This is a genomic window from Streptosporangium sp. NPDC048886 (assembly GCF_055586905.1).
Genome location: NZ_JBVJHH010000013.1, coordinates 109,988 through 128,237, shown reverse-complemented (window position 1 = coordinate 128,237; position 18,250 = coordinate 109,988). Strand labels below are relative to the sequence as shown.

Genomic DNA, 18,250 nt, shown 5'->3' with positions numbered 1-18,250 from the left:
GTGAGGGTGCGGGCCGGTCTCGGCCCGCACCCTCACCCGCCTGTGCCCTCCCCGGAGGGCCTGCCCCCGATCTCCTGAGGGGTCGCCCCGGAGGCGACGGCGGCCGACCCCGACCGGCCCGCCGTCAGACCACGGCACCCGACCCCTCGCGAGGCCGGGGCGCGCTCCGGGGTCGCGGCGGTGGCGCGGAGCTGCGCTTCTCGAACTCCACCGCCAGCGGCGCGGCGACCAGCGCGGAGGACAGCGTGCCGGTGACGACGCCGATCAGCAGCGCCACCGCGAAGTCGGTCAGCGAGTCACCGCCGAGCACGGCCAGCGCGACCAGGATGAACAGCGCGCCCAGGCCCGTGTTCACCGTACGGGGCAGGGTCTGCAGGATCGCGGTGTCGGTCACCTCCGCGAACGGCGTCCGGGGCCGCCGCGCCCACAGCTCGCGGACGCGGTCGAAGACCACGACCTTGTCGTTGACCGAATAGCCGATCACGGTGAGCATCGCGGCCAGGAACACCCCGTCCACCGGCCTGCCCAGCCACGCGAACGCGCCGACTACGACCGCCGCGTCCACGACCAGGGCCAGCACCGTCGCCAGGCCGAACGTCCAACGGAAGCGGAAGGCCAGGTAGCCGAGCTGCGCGGCGAGCGCCACACCCAGCGCGATCAGCGCGTTGCGGCGCAGTTCCTCGCCCAGGCTCGGCCCGATGAGCTCGTCGCGCTCCTTGGCGATCGGCCCGGCCCCGCTCTCCAGCGCCGTCTCGATCCTCGCCAGGTCGGCGTCGCCGATGCGGCCGGTCCGCACCGAGACGTCCTCGCCCGACGCCTGCACCACCGCGTCCGGGAACCCGGCCCCGGCGACCAGGTCGCGGGCGGCGTCCGCGCTGATCGGGACGCCGGTGGAGTACTCCACCAGCCGGCCGCCGGTGAACTCCACCCCGAAGCTGACCCCCCGCACCGCCACCCCGGCCACGGCCCCGGCCAGCAGCACGCAGGTGACCGCGTAATACACCGCGCGGTGGCGCATCAGGCGGGGTCCACGCGTGTTCAGCCAGGTCCGGACGCGTCCGATGCCGGACAGTCCGGTCAGCCCCGGCCGCCTCGCCACCGCCGGCCGCCGCACCGCCCACTCGGCCAGCACGCGGGTGACGACCATCGCGGTGACCAGCGAGGCGACCACACCGATGCTCAGCGTGACGCCGAAGCCGCGCACCGGCCCCGAGGCCAGGAAGAACAGCAGTCCCGCCGCGAGCAGGGTGGTGATGTTGGAGTCCGCCACCGCGCTCCAGGCGTTGCGGAAGCCCTTCTCCAGTGCCGGCCGGAGCCTCGGCCCGGCGGCGTACTCCTCCCTGGCGCGCTCGAAGACCAGCACGTTGGCGTCCACCGCCATGCCGATCGCGAGGACGAAACCCGCCAGTCCCGGCAGGGTGAGCGTGGCGCCGAGCGCCACCAGCGCCGCGTAGGAGACGAGCGCGTAGCAGGCCAGGGCGATGGCGGCGATGAAGCCCACCAGCCGGTAGGTCACCACGATGAACAGGGCGGTGAGCAGCACGCCGATGACGGCCGCCTGGGCGCTGGCCGCGATCGCGGCCGCGCCGAGCGTCGGGCCGACGATCCGCTGCTCGACGATCTCGACGGGCACCGGCAGCGAACCGCCCTTGATCAGCGCGGCCAGGTCCGCCGCCTCCTCGGCGGTGAAGGAGCCGGTGATCTGCGTGGAGTCGCCCGGCAGGCCCACCTCGCAGGCCACGCCCTCGTTCACCTGGGGCGATACGACGATCTTGGAGTCGAGCATGATGGCGACCCGCCGCTTCGGGTCGCCCACCGGGTTGCAGGCGGCCTCGCCGGTCAGCTCGGCCCACGCCCGGCGGCCCCCCTCACGCAGGTCCACGGTGACGTACCAGCCGCTGCCCTGCTGGGGGTCGATCCCGGCCTGGGCGTCCCCGACACCGTCCCCGGTGAGCCGGGCCGGGCCGATGAGCAGTTTGACGCCGTCCTCGTCGGCGACGACCTGTTCGCCGGACTTGGGCGAGGTCGCCGCGTCGGCCAGGGCGACGACGGGGTGGAAGGTGAGCTGGGCGGTCTTGCCGATGACCTCGGCGGCCTTGGCCGGGTCCTGCACGCCGGGCAGTTCCACGATGATGCGCCGTTCGCCGGAGCGGGCCAGCGGCGCGTCCGCCACGCCCAGGGCGTCGGCGCGGCGGCGGAGCACCTCAAGGGTGCGGTCGGTGGCCTCGGCGTCGGCCTTGACGGTCGGGGAGTCCCTGGTCTCCAGGACGATCTGGGTGCCGCCGCGCAGGTCGAGACCGAGGCGCGGGGACATGGTCAACGCGATGACGAGTGAGACGGCGATGACGGCGAACGCCGTCACCGCGCGCACCACGGGGGCACGCGACATGGAAGCCTCCACAGGCTTGGGGAATGGTGTCTGGGTACGGCGAAGCACCCGTGGCCGGCGCGGAGTGTCCGCGGTGTCCGGCTACGAGGTGCTTCAGACGCCTGTGGAGGGCGGTGCCCGGGCGGGCCTGACCAGCAGGGCCGCGAGCGGGCGTGGATCGTCGGCGCCGGCCGGGCGCGGGCCGGAGCCGGAGGCGGGGGGCAGGTGCCGGGCGGCCGGGCCGGCCACGGCCGGGTGGCCGCCCCCGGCTCCGGTCCCGGCGTGGCCCGTGGTGAGCAGGTGCTGCTCCCCGCCGGGGAGAACCTGGTGGGACCGCGGTCGGCGCTCCCCGCCGGGGCGGGCCTCGCGCAACAGCGGCCGGTGCTCCCCGGCGACCGAGGTGACGCCGGCGTGTCCCAGGAGGGCGGTGACGCCGCCCGCGTGCACCCCGCCGGAGACGAGCAGCGGGAGCAGGAGGGCGAGCAGCCAGCCGAACGGCGCTCCGCGCCTCGACTGCCGCATGTTCTCCTCCAGGGTGTCGCTCCCACCGTAGCCCCTCGACGGCGGGTGTGGCCGGTGCCCGGACAGGGAGCACGGGCCCCTCCTCCGGCGAGGCGCGTGCGCGATCCTCCGGTAAACGGCCCGCACGCGGGTAGTGCGTCGGCATGCGACTGACCTACACAGCTGATCTGTGGTGGAAGAACGCGGTGGTCTACTGCCTGGACGTCGAGACCTACAAGGACGGCAACGGTGACGGCATCGGGGACTTCCGCGGCCTCACCCAGCAGATCGACCACCTGGACCGGCTCGGGGTGACCTGCATCTGGCTGATGCCGTTCTTCCCGACCCCCAACCGTGACGACGGCTACGACATCACGGACTTCTACTCCGTCGACCCTCGCCTGGGCACCCTCGGTGACTTCGTGGAGTTCATGCGCACCGCCAAGGACCGGGGCATCCGGGTGATCGCCGACCTGGTGGTCAACCACACCTCCGACGAGCACCCCTGGTTCAAGGAGGCGCGCTCCAGCCGGGACTCCGCCAAGCGGGACTGGTACGTCTGGCAGGACGACCCCGACCCGGTCGATCCCAAGGCCATCGTCTTCCCCGACAAGGAGGACAGCATCTGGGAGCTGGACGAGAAGACGGGCCAGTACTACCTGCACAGCTTCTACCGCTTCCAGCCCGACCTGAACGTCGACAATCCCGAGGTCCGCGACGAGATCGCGCGCATCCTCGGGTTCTGGATGGAGCTGGGGCTGTCCGGCTTCCGGGTGGACGCGGTGCCGTTCCTGATCGAGGGTCTCGGCGGTGATCCACACGAGTTCCTCGCCGACCTGCGCGCGTTCATGAACCGTCGTGACGGCAGTTCGATCCTGCTGGGCGAGGTGAACCTGCCCTACCCGGACCTGATGAAGTATTTCGGCGACGGCAACGGCGACCAGGTCACCATGTGCTTCGACTTCATCGGCATGCAGCGGTTCCACCTGTCGATGGCCCGGCAGGACCCGGGGGCGCTCGCCGAGTCCCTGCGCGAGCGGCCCGACCCGCCCGACGACTCCCACTGGGCCACCTTCGTCCGCAACCACGACGAGCTGACCCTGGACAAGCTCACCGAAGCCGAGAAGCACGAGGTCTTCGACGCCTTCGGCCCCGAGAAGGACATGCAGGTCTACGACCGTGGCCTGCGTCGCCGGCTGCCCCCGATGCTCGGCGGTGACCCGCGCCGTCTCAAGCTGGCCTACAGCGTCCTGTTCTCCCTGCCGGGCACGCCGGTGCTCTTCTACGGCGAGGAGATCGGCCTGGGCGAGAACCTCGAGGCCGAGGGCCGGATGGCGGTCCGGATCCCGATGCAGTGGTCCCGCTCCGGAGGGTTCTCACCCGACCCGAAGACCCTCGTCGCCTCTCCCGACGGCGAGTACGGCCCGCGGAAGGTCAACGTGGAGGACCAGCGCCGCGACCCCGACTCGTTGCTGAGATGGGTCACCATGCTGGTCGAGCGCTACCGGGAGTCGCCGGAGCTGGCCTGGGGCCGCTACGAGGTGCTGGACGCCGGGGACGGTGCCGTGCTGGCCCACCGGGCCGACGCCGAGGGCGGCACCGTGATCGCCGTCCACAACTTCGCCGACCGCGAGGCGCGGGTGGAGCTCGTGCTGCGCGATCTCGGCCACTGCGACCTGCTGACCGACCTGCTGGTGGACGGCAGCCTCGAACTGCCCCCGGACGGCCGGGTGACGTTCGACCTCGAGCCGTACGGCACCCGCTGGCTGCGCGCCGCCGTCCCCGACGCGCCCCTGGAGAGCACCTCGGCCAAGAGCCACTAGGTGTACTGACCACAAAGGGTTGAGTACGCGGGACGGGCGGAGACCGGCTCCGCCACGTCCTGCAGGCGGCCAGGCGCCTGTTCCCGGGGCCGGGCGTTCCCGCGTCTCCCGCCGGTCCCCGTGGCCGTGCCCATCCGGGACGGGGTCGCCCGGCGCAGCCCGGGCGACTGCCTCCGGCCAGGTCAGGCGGTCGCGTCCGGCTCCGGCCAGGCGAGCATGGCCAGGCCGGCGACGCGCTCCAGGGCTCCGCGGCCGACGCCGTCGCGGGCCTGGACGGACAGGCCCTGGATGACGCCCGCGTAGAACACGGCCAGGGCGTCGGTGTCGGTGTCCGCCGGCAGCAGGCCCGCGGCCACGTCCCCGGCGATGCGTGCTCTGATCGCGGCCTTGGCGCCCTCCCGGAGCTCGCGCATCGCCGCTTCGACGTCCGCGGACTCGGGGCCGCAGTTGACCGCCGAGCTGATGATCAGGCAGCCCGGCGGGTGCGCCGGGTCGGTGTATTCGGCCGCGGCCTCGCGGAGTATCCGGGCGATCGCGGTCCGGCCGGTCGGCTCCTCGGCCAGCGCGCGGGTCGAGAAGGTGCCGTGGGTGCGCTGGTAGCGCTCCACCACCGCGTCGAACAGCCGCCGCTTGTCGCCGAAGGCGGCGTAGAGGCTGGGCGGCCGGATGCCCATCGCCGCGGTGAGCGAGGCGATCGAGGTCGCCTCGTATCCGTGGCGCCAGAACTCCAGCAGCGCGCTCTCCAGCGCGGTGTCCCGGTCGAAGCTGCGCTGTCTGCTCACGGGGACCATTGTATAGCGATCGCTACAAATTCTTGCTATGGTCTCTTTTTGTAGTGATCGATACAGAAAGAGTTGGGGAGCCGGCGTGAAGACTGCTTTGGTGACGGGTGCGAGCCGGGGATCGGCCGGGCGCCGGCCAAGGAGCTCGGTCCGCGCGGGACCACGGTGAACTCGCTCGCCCCGGGGATCGTCGACACCGACGTCAACGCGGGCTGGCTGCGCGGCAACCCCGGCGCCGAGGCGTATGCCGCCGGCCGCGCCGCCCTGGCCAGGGTCGGCGCCCCCGAGGACATCGCCGACGTCGTCGCCTCCGTGGTCTCCGACGACGCCCGCTGGATCACCGGCACCACCCTCGACGCCACCGGCGGCTCCGAGCTCTGAGCCCCCGCCGGCCCGCCGCCTTCCCCGTCGGCCCGCCGTCGTCCCGTACGGCTCCACCGCCGTCCCGCACGGCCCCGGCAGTGTCCGGTACGGCCCGCCGTCCTTCGCATCGGCCCGTCGTCGTCCCGTACGGCCCCGCCGGTTCTGCCTTCTCCCCCATCAGCCCCGCCGCCACCGGCGGTCCCAGCCTCTGAGAGGTCGCCATGCCCACCGTCTCCGTCTCGGCCACCCCCGTCCACTACAACGTCACCGGGGAGGGGCCGGAGCTCGTGCTCGTCCACGGCACCGGCGGCGACTCGCTGACGAACTTCGGCCACCTCGTCGGAGCCTTCGCCGACCGGCGCACTGTGATCACCCCCGACTACGCCGGCAGCGGCGGCACCCCGCTGCCGGCCGGTGGGCTCACCCTGGACCTGCTGGCCGATCAGGTCGCGGCCACCTTCGACGGCCCGGCCGATCTCGTCGGGTTCTCGCTCGGCGCGGTCGTGGCGGCGGCGGTGGCGGCCAAGCATCCCGAGCGCGTCCGCAGCCTGGTCCTCGTGGCCGGGTGGGCCCACGGCGGCGGCGACCCTCGGCTCCGGCTCGGGCTGTCCCTGTGGGGGAGGTCGCTGGACAACGCCGCCTTCGCCGGGGTGGCCCCCCTGCTGGCCTTCAGCCCGGCCTTCCTGAGGGGGTTCGGCGACGAGGGGCTGGCCCAGGTCCTCGCGTCGGCGCCCCCGGCCGGCACCGCCCGGCAGATCGCTCTGGACCTGGAGGTCGACATCCGGGACCGGCTCCCGATGATCACCGCGCCCACCCTGGTCATCGGCAACACCCAGGACTACCTGATCCCGGTCGAGCACTCCCGGGAGCTGCACCGCCTGATCCCGGGCAGCCGCTACGCCGAGCTCGACAGCGGCCACATGGTCGTGCTGGAGCGGCCCGCCGAGCTCACCGAGCTGATCCGGGAGTTCGTCGGAACCCCCGGGGAGCTCTCCGGCGGTGGGGAGCGGGTCCGGGTCAGCTCTCCTCGGAGCCCAGCTCGGTGAAGAGCGTGAGCTGGAGCCCGGCCGGGCCTTCGAGGCGGGAGTTGAGGGAGTTCCACGGGGTGCGGACGGGCTCGGCGATCACCTTGGCCCCGGCTCCGGCCAGCTCCGCGGTGGTGGCGGAGGAGTCGTCCACCTCGAAGGCCACCCGGATGTGCCCGGCCACCCGCTGCCCCACCTCGACCTGGTCGATGAACTCGGCCTGCGCCGGGTCGGCGATCTCCAAGGTGGCCCGGCCCGCCTCCAGGATCGTCACCCGGCCGTCGGGGGAGGAGAAGGCGGCCCGCTCGGGCAGGCCCAGCACGTCGCGGTAGAACCGCAGCGCCTCCTCGTAGTCGGCGGCGGTGACGACCAGGCGCAGCTCTCGGACGGTCATGACGGCTCCTCGGACAGACGGTGGTTCCCTGCCGGGCACAGCGTGATCGGCCACGCCTGACATTCCCGGCATCTAGCCCGTCAGTGACGGATCTCGCCCGTCCCCGGCGGAGCTCACCCGGCCCCCGGCGTGGCTCGCCCGCCTGGCGCGCGGCTCACCCCTCCGTCGGCGCATCACGCCCGGTCGTGGCGGATCACGGCCGGTGAGGGCGGTCGTGACGCGGATCCCTCCTGGTCTTGAGCTTGTCCAGCTGATGGATCGTGTCGTCGCGGACCTCGGTCAGCGCGGTGGACAGCTCCTGCTCGGTCGAGGTGGCCACCAGGGGCTCGGCACCGGCGAGCCGGCATTCGAGGGTCACCTTCTGCTCCGCCCGGCCGCGGTTCTTGACGCTCAGCCGCAGGTCCACCGAGTCGCCGGGATGGGAGCGCAGCCGTTTCCCCAGCGAGGCGAGCCGTTCGAGGACCTGGGGGTGGTCGGCCTCGGTGAAGCCCGTGCCGAGTGTGAGCCGCTCGCTGAGGATGTCAGGCTGCCCGTCGTCCGCGTCCGGCATCGTCCGCACCCCTTCCGATGAATGTAGTCACAACGCTACATTCCGTGATTGGGTCGGTCGTAACCGGTGCCGTTCCGAACGCCGGCCGTGCCGTGCGGCCGGGAGGAGGGGAGCGGTGTCCGGCCCGCGTGCGGGACCACCTCCCGCTACACATATGCTTCGCATTGCCGATTCTATGGATTTAGTGCGACCCAAAGGGAGAAACTGACCGTGTACAAGGAGTTCGCAGTCGAGGCCGTGGTGTGGCTGATCCCTGTCGTCGTGCTGCTGGGCCTGGCCTACATGATCACTGCGACCTGACCGGAGCGCGGTCGAAGACCCGCCAGAGCCACACCTGCGACGCCACCAGCACGGGAGTGATCACCAGCAGTGCGGGGGTGAGCAGGGCGAGGGTCGCCGGATCGGCCAGGTTCTCCGCCAGTGGCAGGCGGGACCCGGCCAGCAGACAGAGCAGCGCCATCCCGCCCGAGGTCAGGGCGTAGGCCAGGCGCTCGCCCGAGGCTCCGGACAGCCGCCGGGCCCGCGCCTTCGGGGCGCCGCCCAGCCGCAGGCCGGCGAAGGCCGTCCCGTGGGCGCAGAACAGGGCGGCGACGGCGGGCACGACGATCGCCGCGGAGCCGGTGACGGACCTCTCACCCATCCCGGCGAGGATGAACCCCCAGCTCAGCGCCACCGCCCAGCTCCCCGCGACCACGGCGCCGTCACACCCGCGCCGCCACGCGGCCCGGTCGACCCGGCCGCGCAGCCAGATCCCCGCGTCCCGGACCACCCAGCCGAGCAGCAGCGCCACGGACGGCACGTACAGCCCGCTGAGCAGCTCCCCCTCCAGGACGGGGAAGGCGCCCACCAGGACCCCTGCCGTGGCGACCAGCCAGACCTCGTTGCTCATGAAGAGCGGGGTGATCGCGGCGAGCACCCGGCCGCGCTCGTCGCAGGAGCGGCCGAGGTGGGGCAGGAGCATGCCGATCCCCAGATCCGCGCCCGCGAGGACGAAGTAGCCGACGGCGAAGAACGCCAGAAGCGTGATCTCCATGGAATCTCCTCAGAAGGCCAGGGCCGGCAGCGGCTCGGCGGGGACGTGGCCGGTCCCGGCGGCCGCCGGGCCCTGGCGGGCGCTGCGGGCGAGCATCCAGGTGTTGACCGCGATGAGCAGGCCGAACAGCGAGGCGAAGGCGGCCAGCGAGAACCGGACCGCACCGGGTGACAGCTCGCCCAGCGCGTCCTGGGTGGTCAGCAGGCCGTACACCACCCAGGGCTGGCGGCCCACCTCGCGGAACACCCAGCCGGCGAGCATGGCGGCGAACGGCAGCGGGACCGCCGCGGTCAGCAGCACGTGCCAGATCCGCAGCCGGCGGACCGCCCACGGGAACAGCGCCAGCAGCGCGCTCAGCCCCGCGATCAGCAGCATCAGCGCGAAGAGGATCATCATCGTGGTGGCGCTGCCCTGCACCAGCCCGGCAGGCGGGGCGTAGTCGCCGGGCCCGTGCGCGGCGACCATCTCGGCCTGGAGCCGGGCCACCTCCTGCGCCGCGCCGCCGTAGACGGCCAGCTTCATCGGCTGCGCCGTACCGAACTGGACGCCGCCGAACGTCGCGGTGGCCATCAGCGCGGGCAGCGCGGTGAACACGCCGATCCGCAGCGACCGGCGGAAGAACTCCTGCTCCTCGGTGCGCCTGCGCAGGTGGTAAGCGCTCACCCCGGCCACGAAGAACCCGGCGACCACCAGCGCGCCGCAGAGGATGTGGCCGAACGCGGTGAGCGCCGCCGGATTGGTCAGCACCGCCGCCGCGTCGGTGAGCCGGAGCACGCCGTCCACCACCTCGGCGCCGACCGGGTTCTGCAGGAAACCGTTGGAGACCAGGATCCAGTAGGCGGAGGCGTAGGCGGTGAGCGTGACCACCCAGAGCACCCCCAGGTGCGCCCACCGGTTCAGCCGGTCCCAGCCGAAGATCCACAGTCCCAGGAACGTCGACTCGACGAAGAACGCGGTGAGCGTCTCCATCGCCAGCGAGGCGCCGAACACGTTGCCGGCGAAGTGCGTCAGCCCGCTCCAGACCAGGCCGAACTGGAACTCCATCACCAGCCCGGTGACGATCCCCATCGCGTAGTTGATCACGTAGAGCCGCCCCCAGAACCGGGTCATCCGCCGGTGCACGGCCGAGCCGGTCAGCGTCGCCCGGGTCTGCATGAGCGCGACCAGTGTGGCCAGACCCAGGGTGAGGGCGACGAACAGGAAGTGTGACCCTGCGGTGAGGGCGAACTGCAGGCGGGCGAGGTCGAGCGTCTCCATGCCCTCAGGCTCGCGGTAGGGTCACCGCCCGCGCGTCCCTCCCGGCGCGCATACGCCGTACTCCAGAAGTTGCGTCCCCGCGGCCCGTCCGTACACCCGCCACGTCACCCCGCGGCCTGGGCGTCGACGCGTGGCCGGCCAGGCTCGCCGGCCGCTAGTCCATCCAGCCGGGGGTGACCACGCCCGCCTCGTAGGCGAGGACCACGAGCTGGGTCCGGTCCCGCGCGTGCAGCTTGGTCATGATCCGGCTCACGTGGGTCTTGGCGGTGGCCGGGCTCAGCACCAGCCTCGCGGCGATCTCGTCGTTGGACAGGCCGCCGGCGACCAGCGTCAGCACCTCGCGCTCGCGCTCGGTCAGCCCGTTGAACTCCGGCCCCGGCTCGGGCCGCTTCACCCGCCCGGCGAACTCCGAGATCAGCCGCCGGGTGACCGAGGGGGCGATCAGCGCGTCGCCCCTGGCCACCACCCTGACCCCGTGGATGAGCTCGGCCGGCTCGGTGTCCTTGACCAGGAACCCGCCGGCCCCGGCGCGCAGCGCGCCGTACACGTAGTCGTCGAGGTCGAAGGTGGTCAGGATGATCACCTTGGTGGCGGCCAGCCGGCCGTCGGCGACGATCCGCCGGGTGGCCTCCAGCCCGTCCAGCTCGGGCATCCGGATGTCCATCAGCACCACGTCGGGACCGAGCTCCCCGGCGAGCCGTACGGCCCGCGCCCCGTCGGCGGCCTCCCCGACCACCTCGATGTCGTCCTCGCCCTCCAGGATCGACCGGAATCCGGCACGGACCAGCGTCTGGTCGTCGGCGAGCAGCACACGGATCATGAAGTTCCTCTCAGGGGGAGCCGGGCGGAGACCCGGAAACCGCCACCGGGGCGGGGCCCGGCCTCCAGGGAGCCGCCGAGGGCGGCGGCCCGCTCCCGCATGCCGACGATCCCGAACCCGCTCCCGGGCCGCGACCGGTCGCCGTCGCCCGGCTCCGGGGCGCCACCAGGGCCCCCGTCGCCGGCGTCATGGCCGGGGACGTCGCGGCCGTGGTCGTCGATCCGCAGGGTGAGGTCGGCGCCGCCGTACCGGACGGTGATCTCGGCGGCGCCGGTGCCCGAGTGGCGGGTGACGTTGGTCAGGGACTCCTGGACGATGCGCACGGCCGCGTGGTCCACCTCGGCGGGCAGGGGCCGGAGCTCGCCGAGGACCTCGATCCGCACGGCGAGCCCGGTCCGGTCGGCCAGCTCCCGGATCCGGGCCAGGCTCGGCGCCGGGCTGGTGGGGGAGTCCTCATCCACCAGCCGCAGCACGCCCAGCGTGGCCCGCAGCTCCCGCAGGGCCTCCTTGCTGGCCTCCTTGATGGCCGTCAGCGCCGCCTCGGCCTGCTCGGGCCGCTGTCCGATCCGGTGCAGCGCGGCCCCCGCCTGCACGTTGATCATCGAGAGGTTGTGGCCGAGCGTGTCGTGGATCTCCCGCGCGATCCGGAGCCGCTCCTCGGCCGTCCTGCGCCGGGCCTCCTCCTCGCGGGTGCGCTCGGCCTCCGCCACCCGCCGCCGGGCCTCGGTGAGGTAGGCGCGCCGGTTGCGCGAGACCCCGCCCATCGCCAGGGTCGCCAGCACCCAGCCGCCCAGCAGCAGGAACTGGCTGTCGTCGAGATGCCGGATCGGGCTGTTCGCCTCGCCGAGGACGACGGCGAGCAGGCTCATGAGCGTGATGGTCGCCGCGGCCGCCAGATGGCCCAGGTCGGCGGCGGTGAACAGGATGAGCAGCACGGCGAGGAAGATCCAGCCGTCCAGGTGGGCCAGCGGATAGTAGAGTCCGGCCGCCGCCACGGCCAGCAGCAGCGCCGGGATCGGGAGGCGGCGGCGCATCGCCACCGCGGCGCACGCCACCAGCGGCATCGCGTGGTCCCAGGCGTTGGGCGTCACCTCCGGCCGGAGCCGGGCCATGACGGCGTTCCCGCCGAGCACGCCCAGGATCACCAGGGCGGTGACCACGGTCTCGATCGGGATGCGGCGGAGTCCCACGCCCGGCACCCTACCGACCGTCCGCCGGGGCCGGGTACGGTGGGCCGCCCCGGCCCCGCTCTCCCGGCCCTGCTCTCCCGGCACCGGTCCTCGGCACCGGCTCCCGCTCTCCGGCGACGGCGGGTCAGCGCTCGGCGAGGACGATCACCGAGTCTCCGGGACCGAGGCGGAGCGGCCGTGACTTGTCGGGGTTGAGCACGACGCCGAAGTGGGGGGCCTCGTTCACCTGGTCGGCCAGGCGGTAGCCGATCGCGGTCTCGCCGCGGCGGCGGGCCGACTCGATCACCGAGGCGAAGCTGACCGGGGCCCCGGCGCGGACGTACTGGCCGGCCGGGCGGGGGTAGATCTCCGAGCCGCGCGAGTCGAAGAGGTAGCCGAACACGTCGACCAGGTGCTGGTTCTCGGTGAGCTGGGCCAGGAGCAGGCCGATGACCGTGTCGCTGATCACGATGTCGTCGGCCCGGGTGACCTCGGCCAGGGCGCGGTTGTTCTCGTCGTGCATCTCGCTGACGATGGAGTAGCGCTCGCCGAGCGTGGTCTGCATGTCGCGGAGCTGGAGCAGGGTCATCAGCGTCCGGGTGTCGGCGTGCGCGGGCTCGTAGCGGTCGTCGGAGAGCACCACCACGTGCTGGTAGACGCCCAGCCCCAGGGCCTCCAGCGCGTAGCGGTCGGTGGTGTCGCAGTCCTTGGCGTTCACCGTGAGGTTGACCAGGCCCTCGAAGCCGGCGGAGGCGTCGGGGTGGTCGGAGGCGATGTCCAGGACGGAGCCGGGGGCGACGTAGCCGTCGAGGCAGCGGATGATCTGGTGGCCCCGGCCGTTCCAGTTGAGGACCAGGGTCCGCTCGGGGCCGGGCCTGTCGGGCTCGGCCGAGACGATCGACTCCTCCTGGGCCTGCGGCATGCCGTCGGCCAGATGGATCATCGAGTCGTCCTGGGCGATCACGATGATCTGGTCGTCGGCGGCGATCACGGTGTCCATCGGCGGGTTCAGCATGGTCCGGCCCTCGCGGCGCAGGCCGATGACCGTGGCGGTCTGGTAGGCCGGGAGCGCGTCGCCGTACGTCATGCCGGCCAGGTCGCGGTCGGAGCGCAGGTAGATCTCGCCGCCGGAGAAGTTGAGCAGGTCCATGCAGACCACGGAGGTGCCCGACTGCCGGGACGACTGCACGATGAGCCGGGAGGCGGTGTCGTCGGAGTCGACCAGGTGGACGGCCGGGCCTCCGGCGAGGCGGGCGGCGGCCATGTTGGAGGTGCTCGCGACCGCGGCCACCACCGGCGGGTGGTCGCCGGAGCGCTTGGCCAGGGCGAGCAGGGTCTTGATGACGTGGGCGTCGGGGTCGTCGCCCTGCGGGGACAGGACGACCACGGAGCGGGCCGCGTCGAGGTTCATCAGGTCGAGGTCCGTCGGCTCGGTGGGCCGCCCGGTCCGGCAGACCAGCTTGGTCCTCCCGGTCTCGCCCACGTGCTGGCGGATCTCGTCCTCCATGTCGACCTTGTCCTTGTCGGCCAGGATCGAGATGACGGAGCCGCGCTGGCTCGCGTGCGCCTGGACCAGCTCGTCGACGATCGTGAAGATCTGGTCCGACCAGCCGAGGATCACGGTGTGCCTGGTCTCGATGATCCGGGACTTGCCCTTGCGCAGCTGCTCGAACTTGGTCTTGAGCCCGTTGGAGAGCACGCCGACCAGCGCGCTCACGATGAAGATCCCGCCCAGCGACGCGGTGAACATGAGCGCGACGAACAGCGTGCTCCCGGTGTCGCTGGCGACCTTGCCGGGGCTCAGCGTGCGCATGAGCGACATCCACAGCATGCCCGGGAAGCCGTTGTTCTTGGCCGCCTCGACCGGGGTCAGCCACAGGCTCAACATCGTGACCAGCAGGATCAGCCCGAGCGAGATCAGGGCGAGCCAGCCGATCAGGGCGACCGCGCCCCGCGACATGGTGTTGTCGAACCAGTACCGCACCCGTTCCCGGAACGTCGCCCTGGACACCGGTACCCTCCCCGTAGGTAAACGTCCGACCAACAATCGCACAAAAATTACAGGTCGCTCTGGTGTTCGCAAATTCATGATCCCGGACCTCCGGGGACTCCGAGCCCAGAGGGCCTCGCGGGGGGCGGTCGAGGGGTGGCCGGGCCGGCGCGTGGAGGGGGGCGGGTGGCTCGGGTGTCGTGGTTCGGCGCGTCCTTCGCCTCAGGAGGGCGTCCACGGAGGCTCATTCGGGCTGATCGGTGCCGTTTATCCGTTTATCCGGGCAAGAGCATTGTCACTGGGTGCGGATCTCCCCTTTAATCGGATCTTGCAAAAGAGTCGGATGAGGGGTCATGAACAACGGACATCGCCGGGCACAGGCCGCGGTCCAGACCATCCTCCGGCTCACCAACCTGTTGATGGCGGGCAAGCGCGTGGCGGTCATCGGTCACGAGCCGGAGCTGGCCGCCTGCCTGCGGGCGATGGGCGCGCAGACCCTCCTGACCGACCCGGCGGCGGCGCTCCTGGGCCACCGGGTGCTCGCCGAGGAGGACGCGGTGGCGGTCGCCGACCTGGTGATCGGGGCGACCGAGGCGCACCTGCCCCTCCTACGGGACGGGGCGATCCTGGCCTGTTCCGGACCCCGGACCGGCGCGGACGGCCGCCCGTCCGGGGCGGCCGGCGTCCTGGCGGGGATGCCGGGGACGCGGGTCCGCGACGGGATCACCGGTTACCGGCTCGGCCCGGACCGCGAGGTGTTCGTGCTGGACATGGCGTGCTAGCCGACATCAGGGACGCCTCGCTCCAGGCGCGCGGGCTGGAGCGGATCGCCTGGGCGCGCCGGTCCATGCCGGTGCTGAACGCGATCGCCGGCGAACTCGACCTGACCGGGCGCAGGGTCGGCCTGGTGCTCGTGCTGGAGCCCAAGACCGCGAACCTGGCGCTGACGCTCAGGGACGCCGGGGCCGAGGTGATCGTGACCTGCCCGGCGAGCGAGGTCGCCGACGACGTGGCGGCGGCCCTCGTCTCCGAGGGCGTCGCCGTGCTCGCCCGCTCCGACGCCTCGCCGGAGCAGGACCGGGACTCCGCGCTGCGCATGCTCCGTCAGGGGCTCGACGTGCTGGCCGACGACGGCTCAAGGGTCGTACGGCTGGCGCACGCCGCCGACCTCCTGGGAGGGCTGCTCGGGGCGGCCGAGGAGACGACCAGCGGCCTGCGCCCGCTCCGGGTCATGGCCGGCCGGGGCGAGCTGCGGATCCCCGTGCTGGCGGTGAACGACGCCCGCTCGAAATACCTGTTCGACAACGTGCACGGGACCGGGCAGTCCTGCGTGCTGGCCGCCCTGGACCTGACCGGGCTCCAGCTCGCCGGCGCCGTCTGCGTGGTCGCGGGCTACGGCCACGTCGGCCAGGGCGTGGCCCGCTACGCCAGGGCGTTCGGCGCCCGGGTCGTCGTGACGGAGGTGGAGCCGTTCGCGGCACTGCGCGCCCACCACGAGGGCTTCGAGGTCGTCCCGCTCCTCGACGCCTGCCCGGAGGCCGACCTGGTGTTCTCCGCGACCGGCGTCGCGCACACGGTCACCCGCGAGCACCTGCGCGCCATGCGGCCCGGCGCCGTGGTGGCCGTCGCCGGGGGCGTGCCGGATGAGGTCGAGACCGGCGAGGTGCCGCCCGGCGTCACCGTGCTGGCCGAGGGGGAGTGCGTGAACTGCGCGGCGGCCGAGGGCAACCCGATCGAGATCATGGACCTCTCGCTGTCGGTGCAGGCGCTCGCCGTGGAGCACCTGGTCACCCACGGCCCGGCGATGGAGCCAGCCGTCCACCTCATGCCCGGCGAGCTGGACGAACGGGTCGCCCGGCTCAAGCTGCGCGCGCTGGGGATCGGTCTCGACGCGCCGTCCGCGCGCCAGCGCGAATTCCTGGAAAGAGGATTGTGATCATCGAGCTGCGGGGCGCCTCGGTCCGCTACCAGACCACCGGGCGGCAGGTGCTCGACGGAGTCGACCTCGCCGTGGGCCCGGGCGACCTCGCGCTGGTCAGCGGTCCCTCCGGCGGCGGCAAGAGCACCCTGCTCCGGCTGCTCAACGGGCTCATCCCACACGCCTACCGCACCGAGGTGACCGGCGAGGTCCTGGTCGGCGGGCGGCCGGTGGCCGAGCAGAGCGTCAGGCAGCTGTCCACCACCGTCGGCACCCTGCTCCAGGACCCACGCAAGCAGATCGTCGGCACCACCGTGGACGCCGAGCTGGCCTTCGGGCCGGAGAACCTCGGCCTGCCCCGGGCCGAGATCCGCCGCCGGATCGGCGAGGTGGCCGACCGGGTGGGCATCCGGCACCTGCTCGGCAGGGTCACCGCCGAGCTGAGCGGCGGCGAGCTGCAGCTGGTCGCCTTCGCCGGCGTGCTGGTGATGCGGCCCCGGGCCGTCCTGGTGGACGAGCCGCTGGCCAACCTCGACCTGGCGGCGGGCCTGCGGCTCATGCGCGAGCTGCGCCGCTTCGTCGACGAGGGCGGGGCCGCCGTGGTCGTCGAGCACCGGGTGGAGGAGATCCTGCGGTTCGCGCCCACCCAGGTCCTCTACCTGGAGGGCGGGCGGAGCGGCTACGCCGGGGACGTGGCCGGTTTCCTGGCCTGGGCGCCGGTGGCCCACGTAAAGCTGCCCTTCGAGACGCTGGTGGCCCGCGCCGCCGAACTGCCCGCCGTGCCCGCCGGTCTCACGCGGCCCGGCGGCGCCGCCGAGCCACCCGCCGCGCGGCCCGGCGGGCCCGCCGTACGGGGCGGCGGAGACACGGTCGCGAGGCTGGACTACCGGGAGGCCTCGCTGGGGTACGGCGGGCGGACCGTGCTGGACGGGGTGGACCTGGCGCTCGGGGGCGGCGAGCGGGTCGCGGTCCTCGGGCGGAACGGGGCGGGCAAGTCCACCCTGCTGCGCGCCGCCGTACGGCTCCTCGAACCGCTGCGTGGCACCGTCCACGTGGACGGTGCGCCGGTCACCGAGCGCTCGACCAGGGAGCTGGCCACCACCTTCGGATACGTCTTCCAGAACCCCGGCCAGGCGCTGTTCTGCGCGACCGTCGGCGACGAGCTGGCCTTCGGCCCGCGCAACCTCGGCCGGCCGGACGAGGAGATCCGGCGGGTCTCGGAGGAGGCGCTGCGCGCGATGCTCCTCGACGACGAGGCCGACGTCATGGAGCGCTCGCCGCGCACGCTCTCCTTCGGCCAGCAGCGCCGTCTCACCGTCGCCCTGGCCCTGGCCATGCGGCCCCGCACCCTCATCCTCGACGAGCCCACCGCCGGCCAGGACCTGCACACCACCACGCGGTTCATGACCCAGGTCCTGGGCGCCGTCGAGAGCGTCTACTTCATCACCCACGACGTCGACCTGGCGCTGACCTCGGCCGACCGGATCGTCGTCGTCGACGGGGGGCGGGTCGTCGCCGACGCGCCGCCCGCCGAACTGGCCCACGACGCGGACGTCTGGTCCCGCGCGGGGCTCCGGCAGACCAGCCTGGTCCGGGCCATCCGCGACCACGTCCATGGCGCGGGAGGGATACCCCACCCGTTCGACCTCGCGCGCCGCCTCATCCCCCACCCGGAAGGAGTCCCCCCTTCATGAGTACAGAGGCATTGTCGCCGCGCCACTCCCCGTGGACGCTCAACTCCAGGACGATCGTGTTCGGCGCCGTCGGCGCGGCCCTCTACGCCGTGCTCGGCCTGTTCAGCTTCCTCATCCCCGGGACCCAGAGCGTCGCCGTCCGTCCCGCGGTCGCGCTGGTGCCGTTCTTCGGCAAGCGCTTCGGCGTGATCACCGGCTTCTTCGTCGGCTGCGTGGGCAACATCGTCATCGACCTCGTCCAGGGGGCGGGCCTGCTCTGGTGGAACTGGAGCGTCGCCAACGGCCTGGTCGGCGCGCTCGCCGCGCTGATCTTCACGGTGGTCCCGCCGATCTCCAACGAGACCGTCCGGCACCTGGTCACCGCGTTCGGGGCGCTCCTCGCGACGGCGGTCGGCCTGCTCTTCGTGGTCACCGACATCTGGCTCCAGGGGGTCGACTTCGACACCTTCCTGTTCGTCAACTACCTGCCGGCGCTGCTGGCCAACGGCATCGCGGTCGTCATCCTCGTCCCGGCGCTGGACGCCGCCTGGGAGCCGCTGGCCAAGAGGGCGGGCCTGTAGCCG

17 protein-coding genes are annotated in these 18,250 nt (G+C 72.8%); 7 read left to right on the top strand and 10 right to left on the bottom strand.

Annotated elements, in window-relative coordinates:
- Positions 1-124 precede the first annotated feature (124 nt).
- Both secD and ACZ6R6_RS18305 read right to left on the bottom strand, forming a co-directional pair.
- Entirely contained in the window at positions 125-2,389 is a 2,265-nt protein-coding gene (gene secD, locus ACZ6R6_RS18310; RefSeq protein WP_470094740.1) for a protein translocase subunit SecD, read from the bottom strand.
- Between the two features lie 93 nt (positions 2,390-2,482).
- Complete coding sequence (locus tag ACZ6R6_RS18305; RefSeq protein WP_470094738.1) at positions 2,483-2,890, bottom strand: hypothetical protein; 408 nt, start codon at positions 2,888-2,890, stop codon at positions 2,483-2,485.
- A 143-nt stretch (positions 2,891-3,033) separates the two neighbouring features.
- On the opposite strand from ACZ6R6_RS18305, the gene ACZ6R6_RS18300 reads away from it, so the two are divergent.
- A complete protein-coding gene (locus tag ACZ6R6_RS18300; RefSeq protein ID WP_470094736.1) occupies positions 3,034-4,692 on the top strand; it encodes an alpha-amylase family protein in 1,659 nt (552 codons plus the stop codon).
- A 182-nt stretch (positions 4,693-4,874) separates the two neighbouring features.
- On the opposite strand, the gene ACZ6R6_RS18295 is transcribed toward ACZ6R6_RS18300, so the two are convergent.
- Positions 4,875-5,483 carry a TetR/AcrR family transcriptional regulator gene (locus ACZ6R6_RS18295; protein WP_470094734.1) on the bottom strand — a complete coding sequence of 203 codons (609 nt, stop codon included), beginning with the start codon at positions 5,481-5,483 and terminating at the stop codon, positions 4,875-4,877.
- 63 nt (positions 5,484-5,546) lie between these two features.
- Here ACZ6R6_RS18295 and ACZ6R6_RS18290 point away from each other — a divergent pair, with 63 nt between their 5' ends.
- Positions 5,547-5,855, top strand: coding sequence for an SDR family oxidoreductase (locus tag ACZ6R6_RS18290; RefSeq protein WP_470094733.1), 309 nt, complete (start codon positions 5,547-5,549; stop codon positions 5,853-5,855).
- Positions 5,856-6,058: 203 nt separating this feature from the next.
- Entirely contained in the window at positions 6,059-6,883 is an 825-nt protein-coding gene (locus tag ACZ6R6_RS18285) for an alpha/beta fold hydrolase (RefSeq protein ID WP_470094731.1), read from the top strand.
- Here ACZ6R6_RS18285 and ACZ6R6_RS18280 read toward each other — a convergent pair.
- From ACZ6R6_RS18280 to ACZ6R6_RS18250, 7 genes are all read right to left on the bottom strand, one after another.
- Positions 6,855-7,256 carry a VOC family protein gene (locus ACZ6R6_RS18280; protein WP_470094729.1) on the bottom strand — a complete coding sequence of 134 codons (402 nt, stop codon included), beginning with the start codon at positions 7,254-7,256 and terminating at the stop codon, positions 6,855-6,857. The genes ACZ6R6_RS18285 and ACZ6R6_RS18280 overlap by 29 nt on opposite strands.
- A gap of 193 nt (positions 7,257-7,449) precedes the next feature.
- A complete protein-coding gene (locus tag ACZ6R6_RS18275) occupies positions 7,450-7,806 on the bottom strand; it encodes a hypothetical protein (RefSeq protein ID WP_470094728.1) in 357 nt (118 codons plus the stop codon).
- Between the two features lie 286 nt (positions 7,807-8,092).
- Positions 8,093-8,839, bottom strand: a complete 747-nt coding sequence (locus tag ACZ6R6_RS18270; protein ID WP_470094726.1) for a cytochrome d ubiquinol oxidase subunit II — start codon at positions 8,837-8,839, stop codon at positions 8,093-8,095.
- A 9-nt stretch (positions 8,840-8,848) separates the two neighbouring features.
- Positions 8,849-10,096 (bottom strand): cytochrome ubiquinol oxidase subunit I, encoded by a 1,248-nt coding sequence (locus ACZ6R6_RS18265; protein ID WP_470094724.1) that lies wholly within the window; start codon positions 10,094-10,096, stop codon positions 8,849-8,851.
- Between the two features lie 154 nt (positions 10,097-10,250).
- Positions 10,251-10,916 carry a response regulator gene (locus tag ACZ6R6_RS18260; RefSeq protein WP_306863130.1) on the bottom strand — a complete coding sequence of 222 codons (666 nt, stop codon included), beginning with the start codon at positions 10,914-10,916 and terminating at the stop codon, positions 10,251-10,253.
- Positions 10,913-12,106, bottom strand: a complete 1,194-nt coding sequence (locus tag ACZ6R6_RS18255; protein ID WP_470094722.1) for a sensor histidine kinase — start codon at positions 12,104-12,106, stop codon at positions 10,913-10,915. Before ACZ6R6_RS18255 ends, ACZ6R6_RS18260 begins: the two co-directional genes overlap by 4 nt.
- A 124-nt stretch (positions 12,107-12,230) precedes the next feature.
- The gene (locus ACZ6R6_RS18250; RefSeq protein WP_470094720.1) at positions 12,231-14,096 is read right to left on the bottom strand and encodes a CASTOR/POLLUX-related putative ion channel; all 1,866 of its coding nucleotides are present in this window, start codon (positions 14,094-14,096) and stop codon (positions 12,231-12,233) included.
- Between the two features lie 332 nt (positions 14,097-14,428).
- On the opposite strand from ACZ6R6_RS18250, the gene ACZ6R6_RS18245 reads away from it, so the two are divergent.
- The 4 genes from ACZ6R6_RS18245 to ACZ6R6_RS18230 are packed head-to-tail and all read left to right on the top strand — an operon-like array spanning position 14,429 to position 18,247.
- Positions 14,429-14,857: a Rossmann-fold NAD(P)-binding domain-containing protein gene (locus ACZ6R6_RS18245; protein ID WP_470094718.1), complete on the top strand. Its 429-nt coding sequence runs from the start codon at positions 14,429-14,431 to the stop codon at positions 14,855-14,857.
- Complete coding sequence (locus ACZ6R6_RS18240) at positions 14,851-16,011, top strand: adenosylhomocysteinase (protein ID WP_470094716.1); 1,161 nt, start codon at positions 14,851-14,853, stop codon at positions 16,009-16,011. Before ACZ6R6_RS18245 ends, ACZ6R6_RS18240 begins: the two co-directional genes overlap by 7 nt.
- Positions 16,008-17,687 carry an ABC transporter ATP-binding protein gene (locus tag ACZ6R6_RS18235; protein ID WP_470094714.1) on the top strand — a complete coding sequence of 560 codons (1,680 nt, stop codon included), beginning with the start codon at positions 16,008-16,010 and terminating at the stop codon, positions 17,685-17,687. The genes ACZ6R6_RS18240 and ACZ6R6_RS18235 overlap by 4 nt, the downstream gene beginning before the upstream one ends.
- Positions 17,684-18,247 carry an ECF transporter S component gene (locus ACZ6R6_RS18230; RefSeq protein ID WP_470094713.1) on the top strand — a complete coding sequence of 188 codons (564 nt, stop codon included), beginning with the start codon at positions 17,684-17,686 and terminating at the stop codon, positions 18,245-18,247. Before ACZ6R6_RS18235 ends, ACZ6R6_RS18230 begins: the two co-directional genes overlap by 4 nt.
- The last annotated feature ends 3 nt before the right edge of the window (positions 18,248-18,250 follow it).